This window comes from Burkholderia sp. AU6039 (assembly GCF_002223365.1).
GTDB lineage: Bacteria > Pseudomonadota > Gammaproteobacteria > Burkholderiales > Burkholderiaceae > Burkholderia.
Genome location: NZ_NKFK01000005.1, coordinates 2,677,893 through 2,699,700, shown reverse-complemented (window position 1 = coordinate 2,699,700; position 21,808 = coordinate 2,677,893). Strand labels below are relative to the sequence as shown.

General features: G+C 66.8%; 11 protein-coding genes. 3 read left to right on the top strand and 8 right to left on the bottom strand.

All coding sequences use genetic code 11. The features are described 5' to 3' along the window. Positions 1–11: 11 nt before the first annotated feature. The 5 genes from CFB39_RS39725 to CFB39_RS29795 all read right to left on the bottom strand — a co-directional run bounded on the left by CFB39_RS39725 (position 12) and on the right by CFB39_RS29795 (position 11,904). Complete coding sequence (locus CFB39_RS39725) at positions 12–8,168, bottom strand: ESPR-type extended signal peptide-containing protein (protein WP_144030339.1); 8,157 nt, start codon at positions 8,166–8,168, stop codon at positions 12–14. A gap of 1,009 nt (positions 8,169–9,177) precedes the next feature. Then, on the bottom strand, positions 9,178–10,080 hold the full coding sequence (locus CFB39_RS29810) for an aminomethyltransferase (protein ID WP_089475522.1): 903 nt from the start codon (positions 10,078–10,080) through the stop codon (positions 9,178–9,180). Between the two features lie 95 nt (positions 10,081–10,175). Next, a complete protein-coding gene (locus CFB39_RS29805; RefSeq protein WP_011354057.1) occupies positions 10,176–10,394 on the bottom strand; it encodes a hypothetical protein in 219 nt (72 codons plus the stop codon). Positions 10,395–10,623: 229 nt separating this feature from the next. After that, positions 10,624–11,274 carry an NADPH-dependent FMN reductase gene (locus CFB39_RS29800; RefSeq protein WP_027790596.1) on the bottom strand — a complete coding sequence of 217 codons (651 nt, stop codon included), beginning with the start codon at positions 11,272–11,274 and terminating at the stop codon, positions 10,624–10,626. A 324-nt stretch (positions 11,275–11,598) separates the two neighbouring features. Then, entirely contained in the window at positions 11,599–11,904 is a 306-nt protein-coding gene (locus CFB39_RS29795; RefSeq protein ID WP_089426751.1) for an NIPSNAP family protein, read from the bottom strand. Positions 11,905–12,183: 279 nt separating this feature from the next. Between CFB39_RS29795 and CFB39_RS29790 the strand changes: the two genes are divergently transcribed. From CFB39_RS29790 to CFB39_RS29780, 3 genes are all read left to right on the top strand, one after another. Beyond that, positions 12,184–12,972, top strand: coding sequence for a GNAT family N-acetyltransferase (locus CFB39_RS29790; RefSeq protein ID WP_089475521.1), 789 nt, complete (start codon positions 12,184–12,186; stop codon positions 12,970–12,972). Between the two features lie 359 nt (positions 12,973–13,331). Further along, complete coding sequence (gene kdpB, locus CFB39_RS29785; protein WP_089475705.1) at positions 13,332–15,416, top strand: potassium-transporting ATPase subunit KdpB; 2,085 nt, start codon at positions 13,332–13,334, stop codon at positions 15,414–15,416. Between the two features lie 40 nt (positions 15,417–15,456). Continuing rightward, positions 15,457–16,155, top strand: a complete 699-nt coding sequence (locus CFB39_RS29780; protein WP_089475520.1) for a response regulator — start codon at positions 15,457–15,459, stop codon at positions 16,153–16,155. An 8-nt stretch (positions 16,156–16,163) separates the two neighbouring features. On the opposite strand, the gene CFB39_RS29775 is transcribed toward CFB39_RS29780, so the two are convergent. From CFB39_RS29775 to CFB39_RS29765, 3 genes are all read right to left on the bottom strand, one after another. After that, positions 16,164–16,817, bottom strand: coding sequence for a lytic transglycosylase domain-containing protein (locus CFB39_RS29775; protein WP_089475519.1), 654 nt, complete (start codon positions 16,815–16,817; stop codon positions 16,164–16,166). 129 nt (positions 16,818–16,946) lie between these two features. After that, positions 16,947–18,290 carry a DUF3999 domain-containing protein gene (locus tag CFB39_RS29770; protein WP_089475518.1) on the bottom strand — a complete coding sequence of 448 codons (1,344 nt, stop codon included), beginning with the start codon at positions 18,288–18,290 and terminating at the stop codon, positions 16,947–16,949. After that, positions 18,287–21,688, bottom strand: a complete 3,402-nt coding sequence (locus tag CFB39_RS29765) for a DUF2339 domain-containing protein (RefSeq protein ID WP_089475517.1) — start codon at positions 21,686–21,688, stop codon at positions 18,287–18,289. The genes CFB39_RS29770 and CFB39_RS29765 overlap by 4 nt, the downstream gene beginning before the upstream one ends. Positions 21,689–21,808 lie beyond the last annotated feature (120 nt).

Sequence of the window (21,808 nt, the reverse complement as noted above, 5' to 3'; positions counted from 1 at the left end):
GGCGCGACGCGTTACTTCCACTGGTACAGCATGCCGGCGCCGATCACCTTCTGACCGCCGCTGAAGCCGCCGTTGATCGACGCCTTCAGGTTCTCCGTGATGCGAGCCTGCATGTTGACCGCCATCGCCTTCTGGCCGAGGAAGGTCGACGTACCCACGCCCATCCCGAAGTTGGCATCGCGATCGAGCTGCGGGATCGATGCCATCGCGCCGACGGCCGCGATACCCTGCTTCGCCATCTGGTCGGTCTGCTGCAGTTGCGAACCCAGCGAGTTGATCTGCGCCTGCTGGCCCGACAGTGCCGTCGACAGCGTCGTCTGCACCTGCGTCAGCTGGTTCACGTTCACCGCGTCGGTGCCTTGCGTACCCGGCGCGACGTTCGTGATCTGGCGCTGCTGCTGGTCGTTGCCGACCGACACCACGTTCGAGCGGCCGCCGTCGTTGGAGCCCGCACCGATCGCCACCGAGTTCGAACCCGCGGTGACGACCGGAAGGTCGTTGCCCTTGCCGTTCAGGTCGGCGGCGACGCCGTTGTTGTTGTTGGAACGAATCGTGTTGTTGTTGATCGTCGTCGACAGCGAGTTCAACGTGTTGTTGATGTTGGTCACGCCGGTCGACAGCGAGGCCACGTTGCTGTTCGTCGTGCTCAGGCCGGTGGACAGCGAGCCGATGCCGGTCGAGGTCGACGTCGACAGCGAGTTGACGTTGCTGTTCGTCGTGCTCAGGCCCGTCGACAGCGAGTTGATCGCGGTCGAGGTCGACGTGGACAGCGACGCCACGTTGCTGTTCGTCGCGCTCAGGCCGGTGGACAACGAGTTGATGCCCGTCGACAGCGACGCGACGTTCGACGCGGTCGACGTCGACAGCGTGTTGATCGCGTTGTTCGTCGCGTTGAGCTGGCTGCCGTTGATCGCGTCCGTGCTGCTGGCCGAGATCCGGCCCGCGGCGACGTTCGTGATCTGGCGTTCCTGGCCCGGTGCGCCGACGCTCACCACGCCGACCGGCGAGCCGCCTGCGAAGGGGTACGTGACGCCGCCGATCGTGGCGCTCGACGTCGGATTCGCGGCGCTCGTGACCGAGTTCGCGCCGAGTGCGATCGAGTTGGCGACGTTGGCCTGTGCGTTCGTGCCGAAGGCGAGTGCGTCGGCGGCGGTTGCCTTCGCAGCCGAGCCGTACGCTTGCGCGCCGGTGGCGCTTGCCGTGGCCTGGTTGCCGAGCGCGATCGTGTTGTCCGCGGTGGCCTGGTTCGAGCTGCCGAGGGCGAGCGCGCTCGCGCCGTTGGCCGTGTTCGCGTTGCCGAGCGCCACTGCGCCGTTGCCGGTCGCCGTGTCGTTCGCACCCATCGCCACCGCGCCGGTACCCGTTGCGATGCTCGGGTCGCCGATCGCGACCGCGCCGTCGCCGGTTGCCGTGTTGCCGGAGCCGATCGACACGGCCTTGCCGCCCGTTGCCGATGCGTTCTGGCCGATGGCGACCGCGCCTGCCGACTGCGCGTTCGAACCGTCGCCGACCGCGACGCTGCTGGCGCCTGCCGCGCTGGCGTTCACGCCGGCTGCCAGGGCGTTGGTGCCCGTTGCGCCCGTGTTGTCGTAGTTGGCTTGCTGCACGCCGTTGTCGTTGACGCTGTAGTAGTGCGTCTTCGCGGCGTTGATCGCGGTCGAGGTCGAGGTCGACAGCGAGGTGATCGAGCTGGTCGCGGACGACAGGCCCGTCGACGTCGAAGTCGACAGCGAGATTACCGAACTATTCGTCGAGCTGAGACCCGTGGACAGCGAACCGATCGAGCTGTTGGCCGAGGACAGACCCGTCGAGGTCGAGGTCGACAGCGAGGTGATGGAGCTGTTCGCCGAGGACAGGCCGGTCGAGGTCGACGTGGACAGCGAGGTGATGGAGCTATTCGCCGAGGACAGGCCGGTCGACGTCGAAGTCGACAGCGAGGTGACCGAGCTATTGGTCGACGAGAGGCCGGTCGAGAGCGAACCGATCGAGCTGTTGGCCGACGAGAGACCGGTCGAGGTCGAGGTCGACAGCGACGTGATCGAGCTGTTGGCCGAGGACAGACCGGTCGAGGTCGAAGTCGACAGCGAGGTCACCGAACTATTGGTCGAGCTGAGACCCGTGGACAGCGAACCGATCGAGCTGTTAGCCGACGAGAGGCCGGTCGACGTGGAAGTCGACAGCGACGTGATCGAGCTGTTTGCCGACGACAAGCCGGTCGAAGTCGAGGTCGACAGCGAGCCGATCGAGCTGTTCGCAGACGACAAGCCGGTCGAGGTCGAAGTCGACAACGACGTGATCGAGCTATTTGCCGACGACAGGCCCGTCGAGGTCGAGGTCGACAGCGAGGTGATCGAGCTGTTGGCCGAGGACAGGCCCGTCGAGGTCGAGGTCGACAGCGAGGTGATCGAGCTGTTGGCCGACGACAAGCCGGTCGAGGTCGAGGTCGACAACGAGGTGATCGAGCTGTTAGCCGACGACAAGCCGGTCGAGGTCGAAGTCGACAGCGACGTCACCGAGCTATTCGTCGAGCTGAGGCCCGTGGACAGCGAACCGATCGAGCTGTTGGCCGACGAGAGGCCGGTCGACGTGGAAGTCGACAGCGACGTCACCGAACTATTCGTCGAGCTGAGGCCCGTGGACAGCGAACCGATCGAGCTGTTAGCCGACGACAGACCGGTCGAGGTCGAGGTCGACAGCGAGGTCACCGAACTATCCGTCGAGCTGAGGCCCGTGGACAGCGAACCGATCGAGCTGTTAGCCGACGAGAGGCCGGTCGAGGTCGAGGTCGACAGCGAGGTCACCGAACTATCCGTCGAGCTGAGGCCCGTGGACAGCGAACCGATCGAGCTGTTAGCCGACGACAGGCCGGTCGAGGTCGAGGTCGACAGCGAGGTTACCGAACTATCCGTCGAGCTGAGGCCCGTGGACAGCGAACCGATCGAGCTGTTAGCCGACGAGAGGCCGGTCGAGGTGGAGGTCGACAGCGACGTGATCGAACTGCTAGCCGACGAGAGGCCGGTCGAGGTCGAGGTGGACAACGACGTGATCGAGCTGTTCGCCGAGGACAAGCCGGTCGACGTCGAAGTCGACAGCGAGGTGACCGAGCTATTGGTCGACGAGAGACCGGTCGAGAGCGAACCGATCGAGCTGTTGGCCGACGAGAGACCGGTCGACGTCGAAGTCGACAGCGACGTGATCGAACTGTTAGCCGACGACAGGCCCGTCGAGGTCGACGTGGACAGGGACGTGATCGAGCTGTTAGCCGAGGACAGACCGGTCGAGGTCGAGGTCGACAGCGAGGTGACCGAGCTATTGGTCGACGAGAGACCGGTCGAGAGCGAACCGATCGAGCTGTTGGCCGAGGACAAGCCCGTCGAGGTCGAGGTCGACAGCGAGGTCACCGAACTATCCGTCGAGCTGAGGCCCGTGGACAACGAACCGATCGAGCTGTTGGCCGACGAGAGACCCGTCGACGTCGAGGTCGACAACGACGTGATCGAGCTATTGGCCGAGGACAGGCCGGTCGAGGTCGAAGTCGACAGCGAGGTGACTGAGCTATTGGTCGACGAGAGGCCGGTCGAGAGCGAACCGATCGAGCTGTTGGCCGACGAGAGGCCCGTCGACGTCGAGGTCGACAACGACGTGATCGAGCTATTGGCCGATGACAGACCCGTCGAGGTCGACGTCGAGAGCGATGTGATCGAGCTATTAGCCGAGGACAAGCCGGTCGAGGTCGAAGTCGACAGCGAGGTGACCGAGCTATTGGTCGACGAGAGGCCGGTCGAGAGCGAACCGATCGAGCTGTTGGCCGATGACAGACCCGTCGAGGTCGACGTCGAGAGCGAAGTGATCGAGCTGTTAGCTGACGAGAGGCCGGTCGACGTGGAGGTCGACAGCGACGTGATCGAGCTGTTAGCCGACGAGAGGCCCGTCGACGTCGAAGTCGACAGCGACGTGATGGAGCTATTCGCCGAAGACAGGCCGGTGGAGGTCGACGTCGAGAGCGAAGTGATCGAGCTGTTAGCCGACGAGAGGCCCGTCGACGTCGAGGTCGACAACGACGTGATGGAGCTATTCGCCGAAGACAGGCCGGTGGAGGTCGACGTCGAGAGCGAAGTGATCGAGCTGTTAGCCGACGAGAGGCCGGTCGACGTGGAAGTCGAGAGCGAAGTGATCGAGCTGTTTGCCGAGGACAAGCCGGTCGACGTCGAAGTCGAGAGCGAGGTGACCGAGCTATTGGTCGACGAGAGGCCGGTCGAGAGCGAGCCGATCGAGCTATTGGCCGACGACAGGCCCGTCGAGGTCGAGGTCGAGAGCGACGTGATCGAGCTGTTAGCCGAGGACAGGCCGGTCGAGGTCGAGGTCGAGAGCGACGTGATCGAGCTGTTAGCCGAGGACAGACCGGTCGACGTCGAGGTCGACAGCGAGGTGACCGAGCTATTGGTCGACGAGAGGCCGGTCGACGTGGAAGTCGACAGCGAGGTGATCGAGCTGTTAGCCGACGACAAGCCGGTCGACGTGGAAGTCGACAGCGAGGTGATCGAGCTGTTGGCCGACGACAAGCCGGTCGACGTGGAAGTCGACAGCGAGGTGATCGAGCTGTTGGCCGACGACAAGCCGGTCGAGGTCGAGGTGGACAGCGAGGTGACTGAGCTATTGGTCGACGAGAGGCCGGTCGAGGTCGAGGTGGACAGCGACGTGATCGAGCTATTGGCCGACGACAGACCGGTCGAAGTCGAGGTCGACAGCGAAGTTACCGAACTATTCGTCGAGCTGAGGCCGGTGGACAGTGAACCGATCGAGCTGTTGGCCGACGACAAGCCCGTCGAGGTCGAGGTGGACAGCGAGGTGATCGAGCTGTTGGCCGACGACAAGCCCGTCGAGGTCGAGGTGGACAGCGAGGTGATCGAGCTGTTGGCCGACGACAAGCCGGTCGAGGTTGACGTGGACAGCGAGGTGATCGAGCTGTTGGCCGACGACAAGCCGGTCGAGGTTGACGTGGACAGCGAGGTGATCGAGCTGTTAGCCGAAGACAAGCCGGTCGAAGTCGAGGTCGACAACGAAGTCACCGAGCTATTCGTCGAGCTGAGGCCGGTGGACAGCGAACCGATCGAGCTGTTAGCCGAGGACAGGCCGGTCGAGGTCGAGGTGGACAGCGACGTAATCGAGCTGTTGGCTGACGACAGCCCCGTCGACGTGGAAGTCGACAGCGACGAGACCGAACTGTTGGTCGAACTCAGGCCAGTCGACAGCGACGAGATTGCGCTGCTGGACGACGACACCGTCGTCGACAGCGAATCCACGGCCACATTGGTTGCAAAGAGCTGCGAGCCGTTGATTGCGTCGGTACTGGCCGAGGAGATCGCGCCGGCCGCAACGTTCGTGACCTGGCGCTGGTTGGTCGAGCTGCCAACACTGACCACGCTCGTCGGATTGCCGCCCGCGAACGTGCTGGTTACGCCGCCGACGGTACCGGTAGGCGTCGGGTTGGCTGGGGCCGTAGCGGAGCCGCTGCCCAGCGCGACGCTGCCGACGTTGCTCGCGACGGCATTCGGGCCGATCGCGACCGCGTTGCTTGCGCTCGCGCTCGCAGCATTGCCGACGGCGACGCCGCTTGCGCCGGCTGCGTTGGCAGCATTGCCGACGGCGACACTGCTGGCGCCCGCGGCCGTGGCGGCTACACCGGCGGCGAGCGAGTTGATGCCCGTTGCGCCGTTGTTGTTGTAGTTGGCTTGCTGCACACCACCGTCGTTGACGCTGTAGTAGTGCGTCTTCGCGGCTTCGATCGCAGTCGAGGTCGAGGTGGACAGCGAGGTAATCGAGCTGGTGGCCGACGACAGACCGGTCGACGTGGACGTGGACAGCGAGTTGATACCGGTCGATGTGGACGTGGACAGCGAGGTGATCGAGCTATTGGCCGATGACAGACCCGTCGACGTGGAAGTCGACAGCGAGGTCACCGAACTATTCGTCGAGCTCAGGCCCGTGGACAGCGAACCGATGGAGCTGTTGGCCGACGAGAGACCCGTCGAGGTCGAGGTCGAGAGCGAGGTGACCGAGCTATTGGTCGACGAGAGGCCGGTCGAGAGCGAACCGATCGAGCTGTTAGCCGACGAGAGGCCCGTCGAGGTCGAAGTCGACAGCGACGTCACCGAGCTATTCGTGGAGCTGAGGCCCGTGGACAGCGAACCGATGGAGCTGTTGGCCGATGAGAGGCCCGTCGAGGTCGAAGTCGACAGCGACGTCACCGAGCTATTCGTCGAGCTGAGGCCCGTGGACAGCGAACCGATCGAGCTGTTGGCCGACGAGAGGCCCGTCGAGGTCGAGCTCGACAGCGACGTCACCGAGCTATTCGTGGAACTGAGGCCCGTGGACAGCGAACCGATCGAGCTGTTGGCCGACGAGAGGCCCGTCGAGGTCGAGCTCGACAGCGACGTCACCGAGCTTTTCGTCGAGCTGAGGCCCGTGGACAGCGAACCGATCGAGCTGTTGGCCGACGACAGACCGGTCGACGTGGAAGTCGACAGCGAAGTGACCGAGCTATTTGCCGAGCTGATGCCGGTGGACAGCGAGTTGATGCCGGTCGAAGTCGACGTGGACAGTGACGTAATCGAGCTGTTGGCCGACGACAGGCCGGTCGACGTGGAGGTCGACAGCGAAGTGACCGAGCTATTTGCCGAGCTGATGCCGGTGGACAGCGAGTTGATGCCGGTCGAAGTCGACGTGGACAGCGAGGTGATCGAGCTATTGGCCGACGACAGGCCCGTCGACGTGGAGGCCGACAGCGAAGTGACCGAGCTGTTGACCGAGCTGATGCCGGTGGACAGCGAGTTGATCCCGGTCGAAGTCGACGTGGACAACGACGAGATCGAGCTGTTGGCCGACGACAAACCGGTCGATGCCGACGTCGACAGGCTCGTGATGTTCGACGTCGTCGTGCTCGCCACTGCGTAGAGCTGGCTGCCGTTGATCGCATCGGTGCTGGTCGCGCTGACGAGGCCCGCGGCGACGTTCTGGATTCGGCGTTCCGCGTTAACCTGACCGACGCTGACAATGCCGCCCGTCGGCGTCCCGGCTTGGTAGTTGCCGAACGTCTGGCCACCGATCGTGGTGCTGTTGACGGCGGTGTTGCCGCCCGTCGTCGTCGACGCGGTGCTGTTCGTTACCGAGCTGCTGCCGAGCGCAACCGAGTTTGCGACGTTTGCGGTCGAGCCGACGCCGATGGCGATGGCGTTGGTGGTCGTTGCATTGGCGTTTTGCGCGAATGCAACGGAACCCGCCCCCGAAGCGGTCGAGTTCGAGCCGAAGGCCGTTGCGTAAGAGTTCGACGCCACGGCTGCCGAGCCGACAGCCACGGCGCCGGAGCTGCCGCTGGCCGTCGAGCCGTTACCGAGTGCAACCGCGTCCGAGCCGGTCGCCACCGTGGTGGCCGCGAAGCTGCCGACGTTGCCCATCGCGATTGCGCCCAGGCCTGTCGACGTGGCCGAATTGCCGATCGCAACCGAGCCGTTCGTGCCCGTGGCCGATGCCCCGCGGCCGAGTGCGACGGACGTATTGTTCGCCGTGGCATTGGTGCCGAAAGCGATGGAGTCGACGCCGGTGGCAGTCGCGTTGGAGCCGAGTGCGTTCGCGCCGCTGGCGGACGCATTCGAGAACCGGCCGAGCGCGATCGAGTTGGTGCCGGACGCCACCGCGCCGCCCGTGCCCGAGCTGTTGCCGCCGCCGATCGCGATCGCGCTGGAGCCCGACGCCGTGGAGTCGTTGCCGACGGCGGTCGCGCCCGTGTTCAGCGCCTTCGCGCCGGAGCCGATGCCGATCGCGCTCAAGCCGGTAGCCGTCGTGGCCTGACCGAATGCCTGGGAGTAGTTGCCCGATGCCGTTGCGTTCGCGCCGATTGCAATCGACGTCGCGCCGCTGGCCGTCGTCGTGCTGCCGCTGTTGCCACCGATCGCGATCCCCTGGGTGGCGCCGCCTGATACGGTGCCGCCGCCGGCCGAGTACTGCGCGTGCGCGACGTTGCCGGCGGCCGCCCCCGCGACGAGCACAGCGGCCGCGACGGCCTTGACGACGGCCGACTTGTTCGGCTTGCCCCGTGCCGAGTCGTGTTCCGATGCGGCGACCCACGCGCCGAGGGATTCGTTCCAGATCGAGCGGTATGTGCGGTTCATGTCCTGCTACCTCCAAATATGCACGCCACACACCGGTCTCTTTTGTTAGAGGAATACTCCGTGCGCTCGCGCGAATCTCAAAATTGATGGGCGGAGTTTATTGGAGGGGGATTTTTCAGATTGATAAAAAGTGATAAATAGTGGGTTTTGAAAGTTAAAGGATGGTTAATAAGTCGCGTTTTGATGTATCTGTGCGGAATGTATTTGAAAGTTGTAAGAATGTTTGGTGCAGGGTTTGAAACTTCCAGGGGTGCCTTGGTTTTTCGTATAAAAATCATGTGCTTATGGTAGTTTTGTGCGTTGTCTTACACAACGGAGACGCTCAATTGTAAGATGGATGAAATAGCAAACGTTTGCGGAGCGGAGAATTCTTTCAGACATGTAATGTATGTGGATGTGCCGGGGGATAATATGATTTCCATCTTGTTAATTTGTTAATTCAAGATTTGTGTTTCGTTTTTATATTGATTTTATCGATTATCTTTAAATCAAATTAATTTGTAATATCGAACATCTGGCTGTGCTGATTTACGCATCGGGTCCACTGCGATGGCCCGCGAGACGGGCGTTTCGGGCCGGTTGGCCCGTCCAATTTGTAAAAAAGTGCTACAGGGCGGTGGACCGAACCGTCACCATTCATCTTTCGAATTTGTCCTATTGACTATTTCGACGATGGTGACAATCGGATGAGATTCGGCGACGGGGCGAATCCGTCTGGCAGGCGTGACCGACGTCGATGGTGCGCCTGGCGGCGACAGGTTGTTAAAAGGGGCTGTCCGGCATCGGTGGCGACGTCCCCGAAACGTCAAATCCCGGGTGTGACAATTTGTCCGCGCGTGCCGAAGCGCCGAAGAAAAAAGGGCGCGAGTGAGTGTGTCAGCCGCGCCACATCAGGCAGGTCGATGAAGGTCAGCGAGGTTCCGCACCGCGTGCGATGGGGCGGGCTCGAGTTGCCCGGTTGCCCGACCGGACAACCGGGGCAACCGGGCTGCTGCCCGGCGCGGCGCCCTTACTTCTTGAGAAACCGCAGCGCAAACCGCGCCATGCGCGGCACGAACATCGGGCGCAGCAGGCGCTTGTCGTAGCCGGCCATCCGCCGGTCGTTCTCGGCGAGACACAGTTCGATCAGCTCGCGCGGATTGAGTGCGTCGCCGATATCGGCGGTGCCGGTTGCCGGGAAGTTCGCGTCACGTGCGACGCCGTCGGAATCGATGCCGCGCGCGATGCCGATGCGCTCCCGGATCAAATGCACCCACACGGCCGCGACCCGCGCGAAGAACCACGGCCGGCGCCACCACGGGAGCGAGCGCCAGTACCACGCGTACCAGTTCACGAAGAACAGGATGTGGCGGCCTTCTTCCTGGATCACCGGCTCGAAGGTTTCAACGAGTTCGGGCGGGAAATAGCCGGAGCGCTGCGCGGAACGGAACAGGCCGAACGCGAAGAAGCTGTCGATGCATTCGCTGAAGCCCGTGACGATCCACCACCACTCGGGATCTTTCGGTGCAGGGTAGGCGGGCTCGGGGGCGAGCCGGATGCCGTATGCCTCGACGAGCTTCGACAGCACGACCTTGTGCCGCGCTTCCTCGCCGCCGTCCATCTCGAGCGCGCGGCGCAATAGCGGATTGCCGATCGTCGCCGCATAGGTGGCCACGCGAATCGATGCGCGGCCTTCGGTCTGCACCGCGATGTCCCAGATCGGCAGCGACGTGAGCCGTTTGAGCTCGGCGGGCGTGAGCGCCGGCCAGTCGATCACGGCCGGCTTGTACGGATTGTGTGTGTCGAGCAGCATGCGGCAGAACATCTGCATGTGCGCATCGGAACCGATCCGGACCGGACCTTGCCTCTCGAAGGTCCAGTTGCGCATTGCGTGATCTGCGGCTGCATGCTGTTCCTGCAGCGTGTCACTCATGGCTGTTGTTATGCGATTACGGGTCGAAAGATTCTTGCATAGCTTCCGTAAACGCGTATTTTCGAGCGGCCATGCGCACGCCGGCCAGGCGTGCGTCACGCGTTCGTGTCGACCCAGAGGCGGCCCCAGCGGGACGCGTAGGCCAGCGCGTGTTCTTCCTCGAAGAAGAAATCGATCGCGTCGAACGAAACGGCGCGCGGCGACGGGCCGCCGCTCGCCTTCTCGATCGTCAGGTTGGCGGCGAACAGCCCGTTCGGCAACCGGGCAGCAGCGGGGGCGACTTCGTAGCCCTTGTAGCGGATCGTACGGTTCATGGCGTGCGCGGAGAAAGTTCGGAGGTTCAGCGTACGAAAACCCGCCCGCGGCGTGAACCAATCTTTCGGCCAATGCAAATCACGCGGCGGGCCGAATTCTTATCGGCGCGGGGAAAGGGGCAGCAGGGAGAGGCGCCGACGCACACGGCGCGTGGCCGCGCGTCCGAATGTGCACCGCCCGCGCCGGCGAATGGAATCGTCCGGGCGCGGGCGGTGGAAGGCGGGGGAATTACTGGTTGGCGATCTTCAGCACGGGTGCGAGCGCATCGACCGATGCCGCATGCGAGGCCGCGCGATGCGAGGCGAACGCGAGCGCGAACTCGGCCGCCTGCGTGCCGACCGTCTCGAGCTGTGCGACGACCTTCGGATCCGAGCAGCTGTCGGCGCTGTCGAAGCGCGTTTCGAGCGTGTTCACGGTCGCGCCGAACGGCGTCGGCCAGCCGCGCAGCGCGTGCACGATCGAACGCAGCGACGTCAGCACGGTGCCGGCCGCCTGCCAGCCGTAGGCCGTGACGATCAGGCCGACCGCACGGCCGTCGAGATACGGGCGATCGTCCGCGCGCAGTTCCTCGAGCGTGTCGAGTGCGTTCTTCACGAGGCCGGATACGCCGCCGTGATAGCCGGGCGTCGCGATGATGATCGCGTCGGCCTGGCGCACGGCGTCGATCAGTTCGCGCTGCGCGTCGGTCAGCGTTTTGTGTTCGGGCGCGTAGTGCGGCAGCGTATGCAGGAACGGGCCGTCGAACAGCCGCGTACGCGCGCCGGCCGCTTGCGCGCCGCGCAACGCGAACGACAGCGCGCGTTCGGTCGACGACGCTGCCCGGGTGGTACCGCCAATGCCGACGACGAACGGGCGGCGGTGTTGATCGAATGCAGTCAAGGGGCGCTCCTGGGGGATGGCTTGCCCGGCTAAGCACAGGCTTAAAACCAGATGGTAACGACCCCGCCGCCACTCTGAAAACGACTTTTCGTTCTATCGATATGCCGCGCGGCAGGGGCAATCGTGTGCGCGGGCGCCCAGATCGATAGCAGAAATGCTTGGTTGGGACGGCGGGCCGCGGTCGATAAGATGGGCCCGTCTCCTCCATGATGTCTCTACTGACATGGGTTGGCCCCGCCGCGCGGATGCAGGCGGGGCTTTTTTTCGTCCCGGTCAGGAAAAGGGGCGCGATGTGGCGGGCGGTTGCCCGTTGCCCGTTACCTATTACTCGAACACCGGCCGGAAGAAGCTGCGCTCGTAGCTGACGATGCAGCGTGTTTCCTCCGCGTAGCGGAATGCGGCCTGGCAGGCCGGATCGTCCATCGAGCGTTCGCGGTAACGCTCGTATTCGGCGAGGCTCGGGAACGAGAACATCGCGAGCGCGATGTTGTTCGCCCCTTCGGACGGCAGGAAGTAGCCGTGATGCGTGCCGCCGAACTTTTCGACGAGCGGAATCCACATCCTGCCGTAGGTTTCGAACTGGTCGAGCTTGTACGGATCGATGACGTAGCGAAGGTAGCAGGTGATCATGAGCGCGCTCGGAGCGGGGAGGATCCAGCGAGTCTGGATGGCGCCGCCGCATGTGTCAACGACACATGCCGACGCGTGATCCGGCCACGAGATGCGTTGCTTGCGCAAACAACGATCGGCGCACTTTCATCCGTTCGCAACGACCCGCGCAGCGCCGCGGCTCGCACCGTTGCACGGGTCTCTCCCGCGCGCATTTCCCCAAACTTTTACGACATTTTTTCTTGCGAGGGCGGCTGGCGCGCTCATAGACTTCGGGCATCCCAACCACGGAGCAAGGCAATGTCGATACCCTGGAACGCGATCGCCGAACACACCCCCGCCGTGCCGCCTTCCGTGCGCGCCGATCGGGTGATCGTGCGGCGTTTCGATCCGGCCTTCGACAGTTATGCACAACTCACGCCGATGCTGCATCGCGCGTTCGCGCGGCTCGGCGCGATGGGACTCAACTGCACGTGTGTCGACCAGAGCGAGGACGTCACGCGCCGCCGCGCGGAAGCGGGCGAGTGCTACGTCGCCGTGTGCGGCGGGCGCGTGATCGGCACGGCCACGCTGTATGCGACCGATCCGTCGTCGGCGTGCTCGCTGTACCGGCGCGAAGGCGTCGCGAGCGTGCGGCAGGTGGCGGTGGACCCCGATTGCCAGAGCCGCGGGATCGGCGCGTTGCTGCTGTCGTTCGCCGAACAGTGGGCCGCGCTGCGCGGCTATACGCTGCTCGCACTCGATACGCCGCATCCCGCTTCGCACCTGCTCGCGTTTTACGGCGCGCAGGGATTCGACGTCGTCGACGTGATGCGCTTCGACGGCAAGCGCTACGACAGCGCGATCCTTTGCAAGCGGCCCGTCGCGCACCTCGCGCGCCGCGTGTCGCCGGCGTCGCGCATGGCCGCGCGCGTGGCGGCCGTGCGGCGTCTTGCGTATGCGTTGCCGTCGCGCGTGGTCGCCGTGGCCCGGCGCGGCCAGCACGTGCGCCGCGGCGCAGGCTGGGCGGCACGACGCGCGGCCGGTGCTGCGAGTTGCCGCTCGTCGCCGTGGCGTCCGCGTCAGCACGGGCGCTACACGTTCGGCTGAACGCCGCGCCCCGGTTCGTTTTCCTGCTTTGCCGCGTAAGCGTCGGATGAGCGGAGTGTGGCGCTCCCGCTCGTGTACGGCCCTTGAGACACCCCCGCCGCGCCGCGGCGAAACGGACGTTTACGCGCTTTTTATACCGTGACGCGATCCTTTGCCGCGATCTTCACGCGAACCTTCATAAGATGGTTGCGTGGAAAACGGAAGCCGCACGCGAGCATGCGTGAAGGCCGCCGGCTCGCCTGACCGATGCCGGATGCCGATGCGCGGGCGTGCCGGCAAAGGAAACCGCCATGTCTCTCTCACCCATGACAGGTCCGCGCCCCGCGCAGCCAGGCCATCCGCGCACGGCCGCGCGCTCGATGTTCGACCCCGCGCTCGTGCGCCCCGCGATCGCCGATTCGTTCAGGAAGCTCACGCCGCGCACGCAGTTCCGCAACCCGGTGATGTTCTGCGTGTACGTCGGCAGCATCCTGACGACGATCCTGTGGATCGCCGCGCTGTTCGGCCAGGCCGAAGCGCCCGCCGGTTTCATCGTCGCGATCGCGCTGTGGCTGTGGTTCACCGTGCTGTTCGCGAACTTCGCCGAAGCGCTCGCGGAAGGGCGTTCGAAGGCGCAGGCCGCCTCGCTGCGCAGTGCGAAACACAACGTGGTCGCGAAAAAGCTCTCGGCGCCGCGTGCGAAGGCGGTCGTCGAAGTGATGGCGTCGACCGACCTGCGCAAGGGCGACGTCGTGCTCGTCGAAACCGGCGACACGATCCCGGCCGACGGCGACGTGATCGAAGGCGTCGCGTCGGTCGACGAATCGGCGATCACCGGCGAATCCGCGCCGGTGATCCGCGAGGCGGGCGGCGACTTCTCGTCGGTGACGGGCGGCACGCGCGTGCTGTCCGACTGGATCGTCGTGCGCGTCGCCGTCAATCCGGGCGAGGCGTTCCTCGACCGGATGATCGCGATGGTCGAAGGTGCGAAGCGCAAGAAGACGCCGAACGAGATCGCGCTGACGATCTTGCTCGTCGCGTTGACGATCGTGATGCTGCTCGCAACCGCCACGTTGCTGCCGTTCTCGACGTTCGCGGTCGAGGCGATGAAGGCCGGCCATGGCGTGACGATCACCGCCCTGGTGGCGCTGCTCGTGTGCCTGATCCCGACGACGATCGGCGGCCTGTTGTCCGCGATCGGCGTGGCCGGGATGAGCCGCATGATGCAGGCGAACGTGATCGCGACGTCGGGCCGCGCGGTGGAAGCCGCCGGCGACGTCGACGTGCTGCTGCTCGACAAGACCGGCACGATCACGCTCGGCAACCGCCAGGCGTCGGCGTTCGTGCCCGCGCCGTTCGTGACCGAGGAAGCGCTGGCCGATGCCGCGCAGCTGTCGTCGCTTGCCGACGAAACGCCGGAGGGCCGCAGCATCGTCGTGCTCGCGAAGCAGCGTTTCAACTTGCGCGAGCGCGACATGCAGGCGCTGCACCCGGTGTTCCTGTCGTTCAGCGCGCAGACGCGGATGAGCGGCGTCGACCTGTTCCCCGACGGGACTTCCTCCGGGGCGCCCGGCCGTGAAATCCGCAAAGGCGCGGCAGATGCGATCAAGCACTATGTCGAGTCCCACGGCGGCCACGTCACGCGCGAAGTCGACGCGGTCGTGACCGACATCGCGCGTCGCGGCAGCACGCCGCTCGCGGTGGCGGAGCGCGTCGACGGCGTTGCCCGCGTGCTCGGCGTAATCGAGCTGAAGGACATCGTGAAGGGCGGTATCAAGGAGCGCTTCGCGGAACTGCGCAAGATGGGCATCAAGACCGTGATGGTGACGGGCGACAACCGGCTGACGGCCGCGGCGATCGCGGCGGAGGCGGGCGTCGACGATTTCCTCGCGGAAGCGACGCCGGAAACCAAGCTCGCGACGATCCGCGAGCATCAGGCGGCGGGCCGTCTGGTCGCGATGACCGGCGACGGCACCAACGACGCGCCGGCGCTCGCGCAGGCCGACGTGGCGGTCGCGATGAACACGGGTACGCAGGCGGCGAAGGAAGCCGGCAACATGGTCGACCTCGACTCGAACCCGACGAAACTGATCGAGATCGTCGAGATCGGTAAGCAGATGCTGATGACGCGCGGTTCGCTGACGACGTTCTCGATCGCGAACGACGTCGCGAAGTATTTCGCGATCATCCCGGCCGCATTCGCGACGACGTATCCGCAACTGCGCGTGCTCGACGTGATGCACCTCGCGTCGCCGGCGTCGGCGATCCTGTCGGCGGTGATCTTCAACGCACTGATCATCGTCGCGCTGATTCCGCTCGCGCTGAAGGGCGTGCGCTATCGCCCGCTCGGCGCCGCGCCGCTGCTGCGCAGGAACCTGCTGTTGTATGGCCTCGGTGGCGTACTGCTGCCGTTCCCGTTCATCAAGCTGATCGACATGGTGCTGGTGGCATGCGGATGGGCCTGAGCATGGGCGCGCACCATGCACCGGACGAAGGCGCTGCCGCATGAGCGAACCGAGCGTCGTCATCGTGATCGTCGACGAAGACAGGTTCATCCGGCATTTCGTCCGTGTCGCGCTGAAGGCCGAACACATGCACGTCTTCGAGGCCGCGACCGGAGCGGCGGGCGTGGCGGCCGTCGGCGCGCGACGTCCCGACCTGATCGTCGCGGACACGAACCTGTGCGACGTCGGCGGCACCGACCTGATCCATGCGCTGCGCGCGTGCTCGGCCGCGCCGCTGATCGTGCTGTCGGCACTGAGTGCGGAAAGCGACAAGGTGGCGGCGCTCGACGCGGGCGCGGACGACTACCTGACCAAGCCGTTCGGCGCCGCCGAGCTGATCGCGCGGATGCGTGCTCACCTGCGGCGACAAGCCGGCGGCGGGCGCATCGATGCGGTGTGCGTGCGCTTCGACGACGTGACCGTCGATCTCGGCGATCGCCAGGTGCTGCGCGGTGGGGCGCGCGTGCATCTGAGCCCGATCGAATTCCGGCTGCTGGCCGCGCTCGCGCATCACGCGGGCCGGCTACTGACGCACGACCGCCTGCTGAGCGAGGTGTGGGGCGCGGCGCACGGCAAGGATGCGCACGACCTGCGTGTGTATGTCGGCCACCTGCGGCGCAAGCTGGAATGCGATCCGCGGCGGCCCGCGTACATCGTCACGGAGACGGGCGCCGGCTACCGGCTCGACGGCGCGCGGTAGCGACGCGCTCAAGGGTTCGCGGCCGTCCGCAGCGCGTCGCTTGCCGCGCCGTTCGAACGGCGTAGCTGCGCATCGAATTGCTGCACGCGCAGCGCGACCCGCTGTGCATAGCGCTTCGTGCCGCCGTTGTAGCGCACGAGCGCGGTTTCGACGTCGCCGTCCGCATCGTCGAGATAGCCGCGGAAGATCGCCGCGCCAATCCGCACGTTGGTGGCCGGATCGGAAAGATCCTTCACATGCGCGACGAGATCGCGATGGGCGGTGGGCATCACCTGCATCAATCCGCGCGCGCCGGCGACACTGACCGCGTGGCGATCGAAGCCCGACTCGACCGCGATGATCGCGAGCAGCAGCGCCGGTGCGAGCCCGTAGCGATCCGATTCGGTCTGCACCGCGCGCGCGATCGTGCGCGCGTCGGCATACGCGAGGTGAAAGCGGTTGCGTAGCGCGGTGACGATCGTGTCGAGCGTCGGAGGAAGCGAGGGTTCGGGCGTGCTGGCTGCGCTGGCCGGCGCCGCTGGCGTGTCGTCGGCATGCGCGGGCCATGCGATCGACAGCGGCAGCACGATCGGGAAGAGCAGCAGAAGCTGCTTCAGCCGCAGGGCCGGGCGCACGCGCGTGCGTGGCAGCGGCCGGTCATACGATGGATAGGTTTCCTGCATGTCGTCGCATCGTGGTTCCGATGCGACGACTGTACGCAGTTATGCATTGCGACCGTCGAAAGAAACCGGCAAGCGAGATAAACGGCGCGTAAAGACGGGCGGACGGGCGGTGTGCATGACCGCGCGGCGTCACCCGTCGCGGCCGTGCGTATCGCCGCCACCTTTCGCGAGGCGCCACGCAATCGTGCCGAGCACGCCGACCGCGATGACCAGTGCGCCCCACAGCACGTAGCGGCGCGGTGCGTCCGTATCGGCGGCTGACGCCGGCGCGACCGCCGACACCGGCAACGCCGCGCCGACCCGCGCGGGCCGCACTTCGGGCGCCATGCCCACCAGCAATGCGTCGCGGCTCACGGCCGACGACACGAGCGACGCGTCGCCGACGCCGAGCGTAAACGGCGGCGTGCCGCGTGCGACGAACGTCAGCGCGGCCGGATGCCAGCCGATCGCGACGGCCGGCTGGCCGCCGCCGAATCCGCCATTGCGCATGTCGACGACGATCCGCCACGCGCGATCCGTATTCGCCGCGAATTCGAGCGGCGGATTGCGCTGTTCGCCGGCCTTGCCCTGCAGCCGGAACAGCACGGCGCCCGCGACGTCGCGCCACGGCGCCTGCGCGTCGGCGCGGCTCTGCAGCGTCGCGCGCGCCACGGTGTTCGGCTGCGGCAGGTCGATGCGCACTCGGTCGACCGGATACGCGCCGTCGGTGTCGAACAGATACTCGCCTGGCGTGGCGCCGGCCCGCACGCGCACGGCGTCGCGCCATTGGCGCGGCACGGAGGCGGTGTCGGTCCCGCGTGCATCGCGTGGGTGCGTCTCGACGTCGATCGACGCGATCGCGGGTGCGCCGTCGAGCCAGTCGAGCCGCAGGTAGCGTGGCGCGGCGCCTTCGAGCGCGATGCGTTCCTGCACCAGCATTGCGTCGCCGTGGCCCACCTTCAGCAGTTGCGTGCTGCCGAGCGACCGCCAGCTGCGCAGGTCGTCGCTGGCTTCAACGGTGACACGCCCCTGGTAGCTGTCGTCGCTCACGTGCACGAGCAGCGCGTCGATCTCGCCGTCCGCATGCGACAGGTCGACGAGATCCGCGCCGTGCTTCGCGCGCACCGGTGCGGCGGCGCCCGCGCGCAGTGCGCCGTCGGGGCCGACCGTCACGCCGAGCGGCGCGTTGCCGTTGTCGGCGCGGACGGGCGGCAGCGCAAACCAGTGCACGGGCGTGCGCTTCGGCTGGACGGTGGGCGCGGCCGCCGTGGGGGCATCGAGCGAATACGGCACGGGTTCGCCCGCGCCGTTGAAGATGCGCACGTCACCGAGGTCGTTGCGCCGGCTCGCCGCATAGACGGGCTGCGGCACGGTGAGCTGGTAATACGCGGCGGTGCCGTCGAGGTCGAGCGAGAAGCGCTGCGCGACGCGCGCGTCGGCCGCCGCGAACGACGCGAGCAGGCTCAGTCCGAGCAGGGCGGCGAGTCGTTTCATGGCGTGTCGTCCTGCGGCGCGGCGGCCTTCGGCGGCAGCGGCGAGAAATACCCGATCAACAGCAGCAGCACGCCGATGCCGATGAACGACACGATGCGCTCGATGCCGGTCACGTGCGACAGGTCGAACAGGAACAGCTTGACGACCGTGAGCGCGAGCAGCGCGGCGCCGACGAACCACAGCGGACGCAGTCCGCGGCGCGTGGCCCAGATCGTGATGGCCAGTGCGCAAAGCGTCCAGTACACGGACACCGATGCCTGCACCAGCGTCGATTCCGCCATCGCGCCGAGTTCGTACGGCACGCCGGCCCAGTGATGCAGCGTGCGCAACAGGATCGCATTGAGCCACAGGAACGCGGTCGCGCCGGCCGCGCTCAGCAGCTCGACGCGATACTTGCCGAACGACCAGCCGAGCTTGCGGGCGCGCACGAACCACGATGCGGCGAGTGCATAGACCACCGCGAGCACGAGGTCGAGCGGGTTGAAGAGCGGCACGCGCGCCCAGCTTCCGCCGTCCTGCGTGAAGTTCGCGTAGAAGGTCCACGCCCACATCACGACGATCAGCGGCAGCGACGCGAGCGCGCACACGCGGGCGATGCCGTCGCGGCGCGTCAGCCACATTCCGGCGAACGCGAACAGGCTCCAGCCGACCATGAACACCTGCTGGATGCCGAACGACGACAGCACGGTGTCGATGCCGTAGGCCAGGTGGAAGCGCTGATGCAGCGTGCGCAGCATCAGTGCGTTGAACCACAGGAACACGGTGGCGATGGCCACGTAGTCGACGACGCGCGGATGCCACGCGATGCCGAGCGTCTTCAGCCGGCGCAGCCACACGGCGAATGCAATGAACACCAGGCACTGCGCGATGTCGAGCGGGTTGAGCAGCGGCAGCCAGAAGAGCGGCGCCGCGTTGCCGTCGCTGATCACGCTGGCGATGCTCCACAGCCACAGCAACGCCGCGAGCGGCGCCGCACCCCACACCTGGTACGCGCGCGGAAACGCCGCGACGGGCCAGCGCAGCCGCGAGCCGGGGCCCGACACCAGCAGGAGCAGCGCACCGAAGCCGTAGGCCCACGCGCTCCAGCTCCACGCGCCTTCGGGCACGTACGCACGCAGGCGCCAGAAGCCTTCGAGCGACAGCAGCCCGCACACGGTCCAGAACATCAGCGTATGCAGCGGCGCGATGATGCCTGCGGAGAGGGATGGCGCGACGCCGCGCGCCGAGCCTGGCGCGGAATCGGCGCCTGCGGTGCCGCGCGACTGGCGCCACAGCAGCGCAAGGCCTGCGCCGACGGCGACGGGCCACGCGAACGCGCCCATCCCCGACAGCGGCGCTTCGTGCGCATCGAACACACGCAGCGCGAGCAGCGCCAGCACCGGCGTCAGCGCGAGCGCGGGCCATTCGGCGAGCGGCCACGCCAGCCGGCGGCGGGCGACGTGCGCGAGCCACGCGGTGCCGGCCGCGAACAGCGCGGTCGAATCGACGACGAAGCGGTCGGCATGCAGGTCGACGTGACGGCTCGCGTAGACGAGGATCTCGTGCAGGCCGCCGCTCACCCACCACAGCAGCCCCCATGCGGCGGCCGCGGCGCCGATCTCGGGCATCCACGCATGCCACGCGCGGGCTTCGCCGCGCCCGTGCAGCCACCAGCCGGTGAACAGGCCGGCGAGCGCGATCAGCAGCATCGCGATATACGGGCTGTTGAGCACCGGCAGCGCGGTGGCGTCGGCCGGCCCGAGCAGGCTCGTGAAGAACGCGCCGGCAGCGGCAACCTGCATCAGCAGTCCGAAGCCGAACCGCAGCATGCGCTTCTCGCGCACGCCGAGCCAGACGACGGCCGCGCCTTCGATCGCCCACGCGGCGCTGGTCGTCGGACCGGAGAACGCGAGCGGCACGGCCAGCGTCGCGAAGATCACCGCGAGCGCGAGCGTGGATTCGAACAGCAGCGCGAGGCGGTCGCGGCGCCGCGCGAGCCACGCGGTGACCACGACGTAGAACGCCGACAGCGCGACGGCGCTCCACGCGAGCCCGAACGGCATGTCCTTCACGAGCGACGCCTGCAGCGCGGTCGCGACGATCGGCGTGCCGAACACGAGCGTGCCGTCCACGTAGTGCCGCAGCGCGAGTTCGCGCTTCACCGCATACAGCAGCGCGATGCCGACGTACATCAGGAAGAACAGGATGAGGAACGGCTCGGTGCTCGCGAACAGCGCGGGGCGGTAGGCCGTCACGCCCCACGCCGAGCCGATCGTGAACGTGAAGACGAAGCCGAGCAGGTTCAGCGGACGCCAGGCCTTGAACCACGCGATCGCGAAGATGCCCGCGTTCAGCAGCGCGTAGTAGCTGAACAGCGCAACATGGTTGCCCTGGCCGGTCGACAGCAGCACCGGCGCGAGAAAGCCGCCCGCGGTGCCCATGAACGCGAGCGGCAGCGCGTTCTGCCGCACCGCGAGGAACGCGCTCAGCGCACACACGGCCACCATCAGCGGGAACGCGGCGCCGACGGGCAGCAGCGCGTAAAGCTTGGTCGCGGCGAAGATCGTCAGGTACAGGATGCCGACGCCGCCGCCCTGCAGCACGAGCCCGTACGCCGCACGGCGCGCGCGCACGCGCCAGCCGATCGCGAGCAGCGCGGCCGCGGCGAGCGCGGTGCCGGCGAGGCGGAATTCGATCGGCAGCATGTTGTTGTCGGCCGCGTACTTGAGCAGGAACGCGACGCCGAAGAACAGCACGATGATCCCGACGCGCACGACCGTATTGCCGCCGAGCAGCCAGTCGCGTGCGGCGCGGAAGGCGCGCTCGACGAGGTCGGGTTCGCGCGGTTTGGGCGGCGCGGGAGGCGCCGACGGTGCGGGCGCCGGGGCGGCAGGCGTTTCGCTCGCGCGGATCGCGGCGGCCGGTGTCGGCGCCGGCGTGGCGGCGCGCACGGGAGTGGGAGCCGGTGCCGATACGGACGCCGGTGCATCCGCGCGTGCGACGGCCGGCTGGGCCGGCGCGCGCGGCGGCAGGGCGGCCGAAGGCGGGACGGGTGCGGATGGGGTGGCGGAGGCGGTGCCGGCGGGCTTGTGCACGGTCGCGTCAGTTGTGGCCGTGCCGGCCTTCGCACCAGCCAGCTGGCCGCGCAGCGACGCCACTTCGCGCGTCAGCGTCTCGACTGTCGCCTCGAGGCGCGCGACGCGCTCGGCCAGGGGAGCCGGCGGCTGGGCGGGCGGTGCCTGCATCGCGAACGCATCGGGGGCCGTGCCGTTGTTCTTGCGCTTGCGCTGTTGCAGCGTGTTGTCGAGGCAGAACCCGATCGCGGCGCCGAGCACTGCGCCGGTGATGGCGGAGAAATCCCCGATCCATGCGGCAATCCCGCCCACGATGAAGCCGATTGCGGTAAAAGCCCAGTTCATCTCGCCTTGCTCCCTCTCTCGTATCGTTATCGGCCTGCGATCGGATGTGTGCCCGTCGAGGCGGTGTCGGCATGGCCGGCAGGCGAACCGGCATGCGCTGCTGACCACGGTGGCCGCGTG

Coding starts and splice junctions, on each gene's coding strand:
- CFB39_RS39725 (WP_144030339.1), bottom strand. CDS start 8,168: ATGAACCGCACATACCGCTCGATCTGGAACGAATCCCTCGGCGCGTGG.
- CFB39_RS29810 (WP_089475522.1), bottom strand. CDS start 10,080: ATGAGTGACACGCTGCAGGAACAGCATGCAGCCGCAGATCACGCAATG.
- CFB39_RS29805 (WP_011354057.1), bottom strand. CDS start 10,394: ATGAACCGTACGATCCGCTACAAGGGCTACGAAGTCGCCCCCGCTGCT.
- CFB39_RS29795 (WP_089426751.1), bottom strand. CDS start 11,904: ATGATCACCTGCTACCTTCGCTACGTCATCGATCCGTACAAGCTCGAC.
- CFB39_RS29790 (WP_089475521.1), top strand. CDS start 12,184: ATGTCGATACCCTGGAACGCGATCGCCGAACACACCCCCGCCGTGCCG.
- kdpB (WP_089475705.1), top strand. CDS start 13,332: ATGTTCGACCCCGCGCTCGTGCGCCCCGCGATCGCCGATTCGTTCAGG.
- CFB39_RS29780 (WP_089475520.1), top strand. CDS start 15,457: ATGAGCGAACCGAGCGTCGTCATCGTGATCGTCGACGAAGACAGGTTC.
- CFB39_RS29775 (WP_089475519.1), bottom strand. CDS start 16,817: ATGCAGGAAACCTATCCATCGTATGACCGGCCGCTGCCACGCACGCGC.
- CFB39_RS29770 (WP_089475518.1), bottom strand. CDS start 18,290: ATGAAACGACTCGCCGCCCTGCTCGGACTGAGCCTGCTCGCGTCGTTC.
- CFB39_RS29765 (WP_089475517.1), bottom strand. CDS start 21,688: ATGAACTGGGCTTTTACCGCAATCGGCTTCATCGTGGGCGGGATTGCC.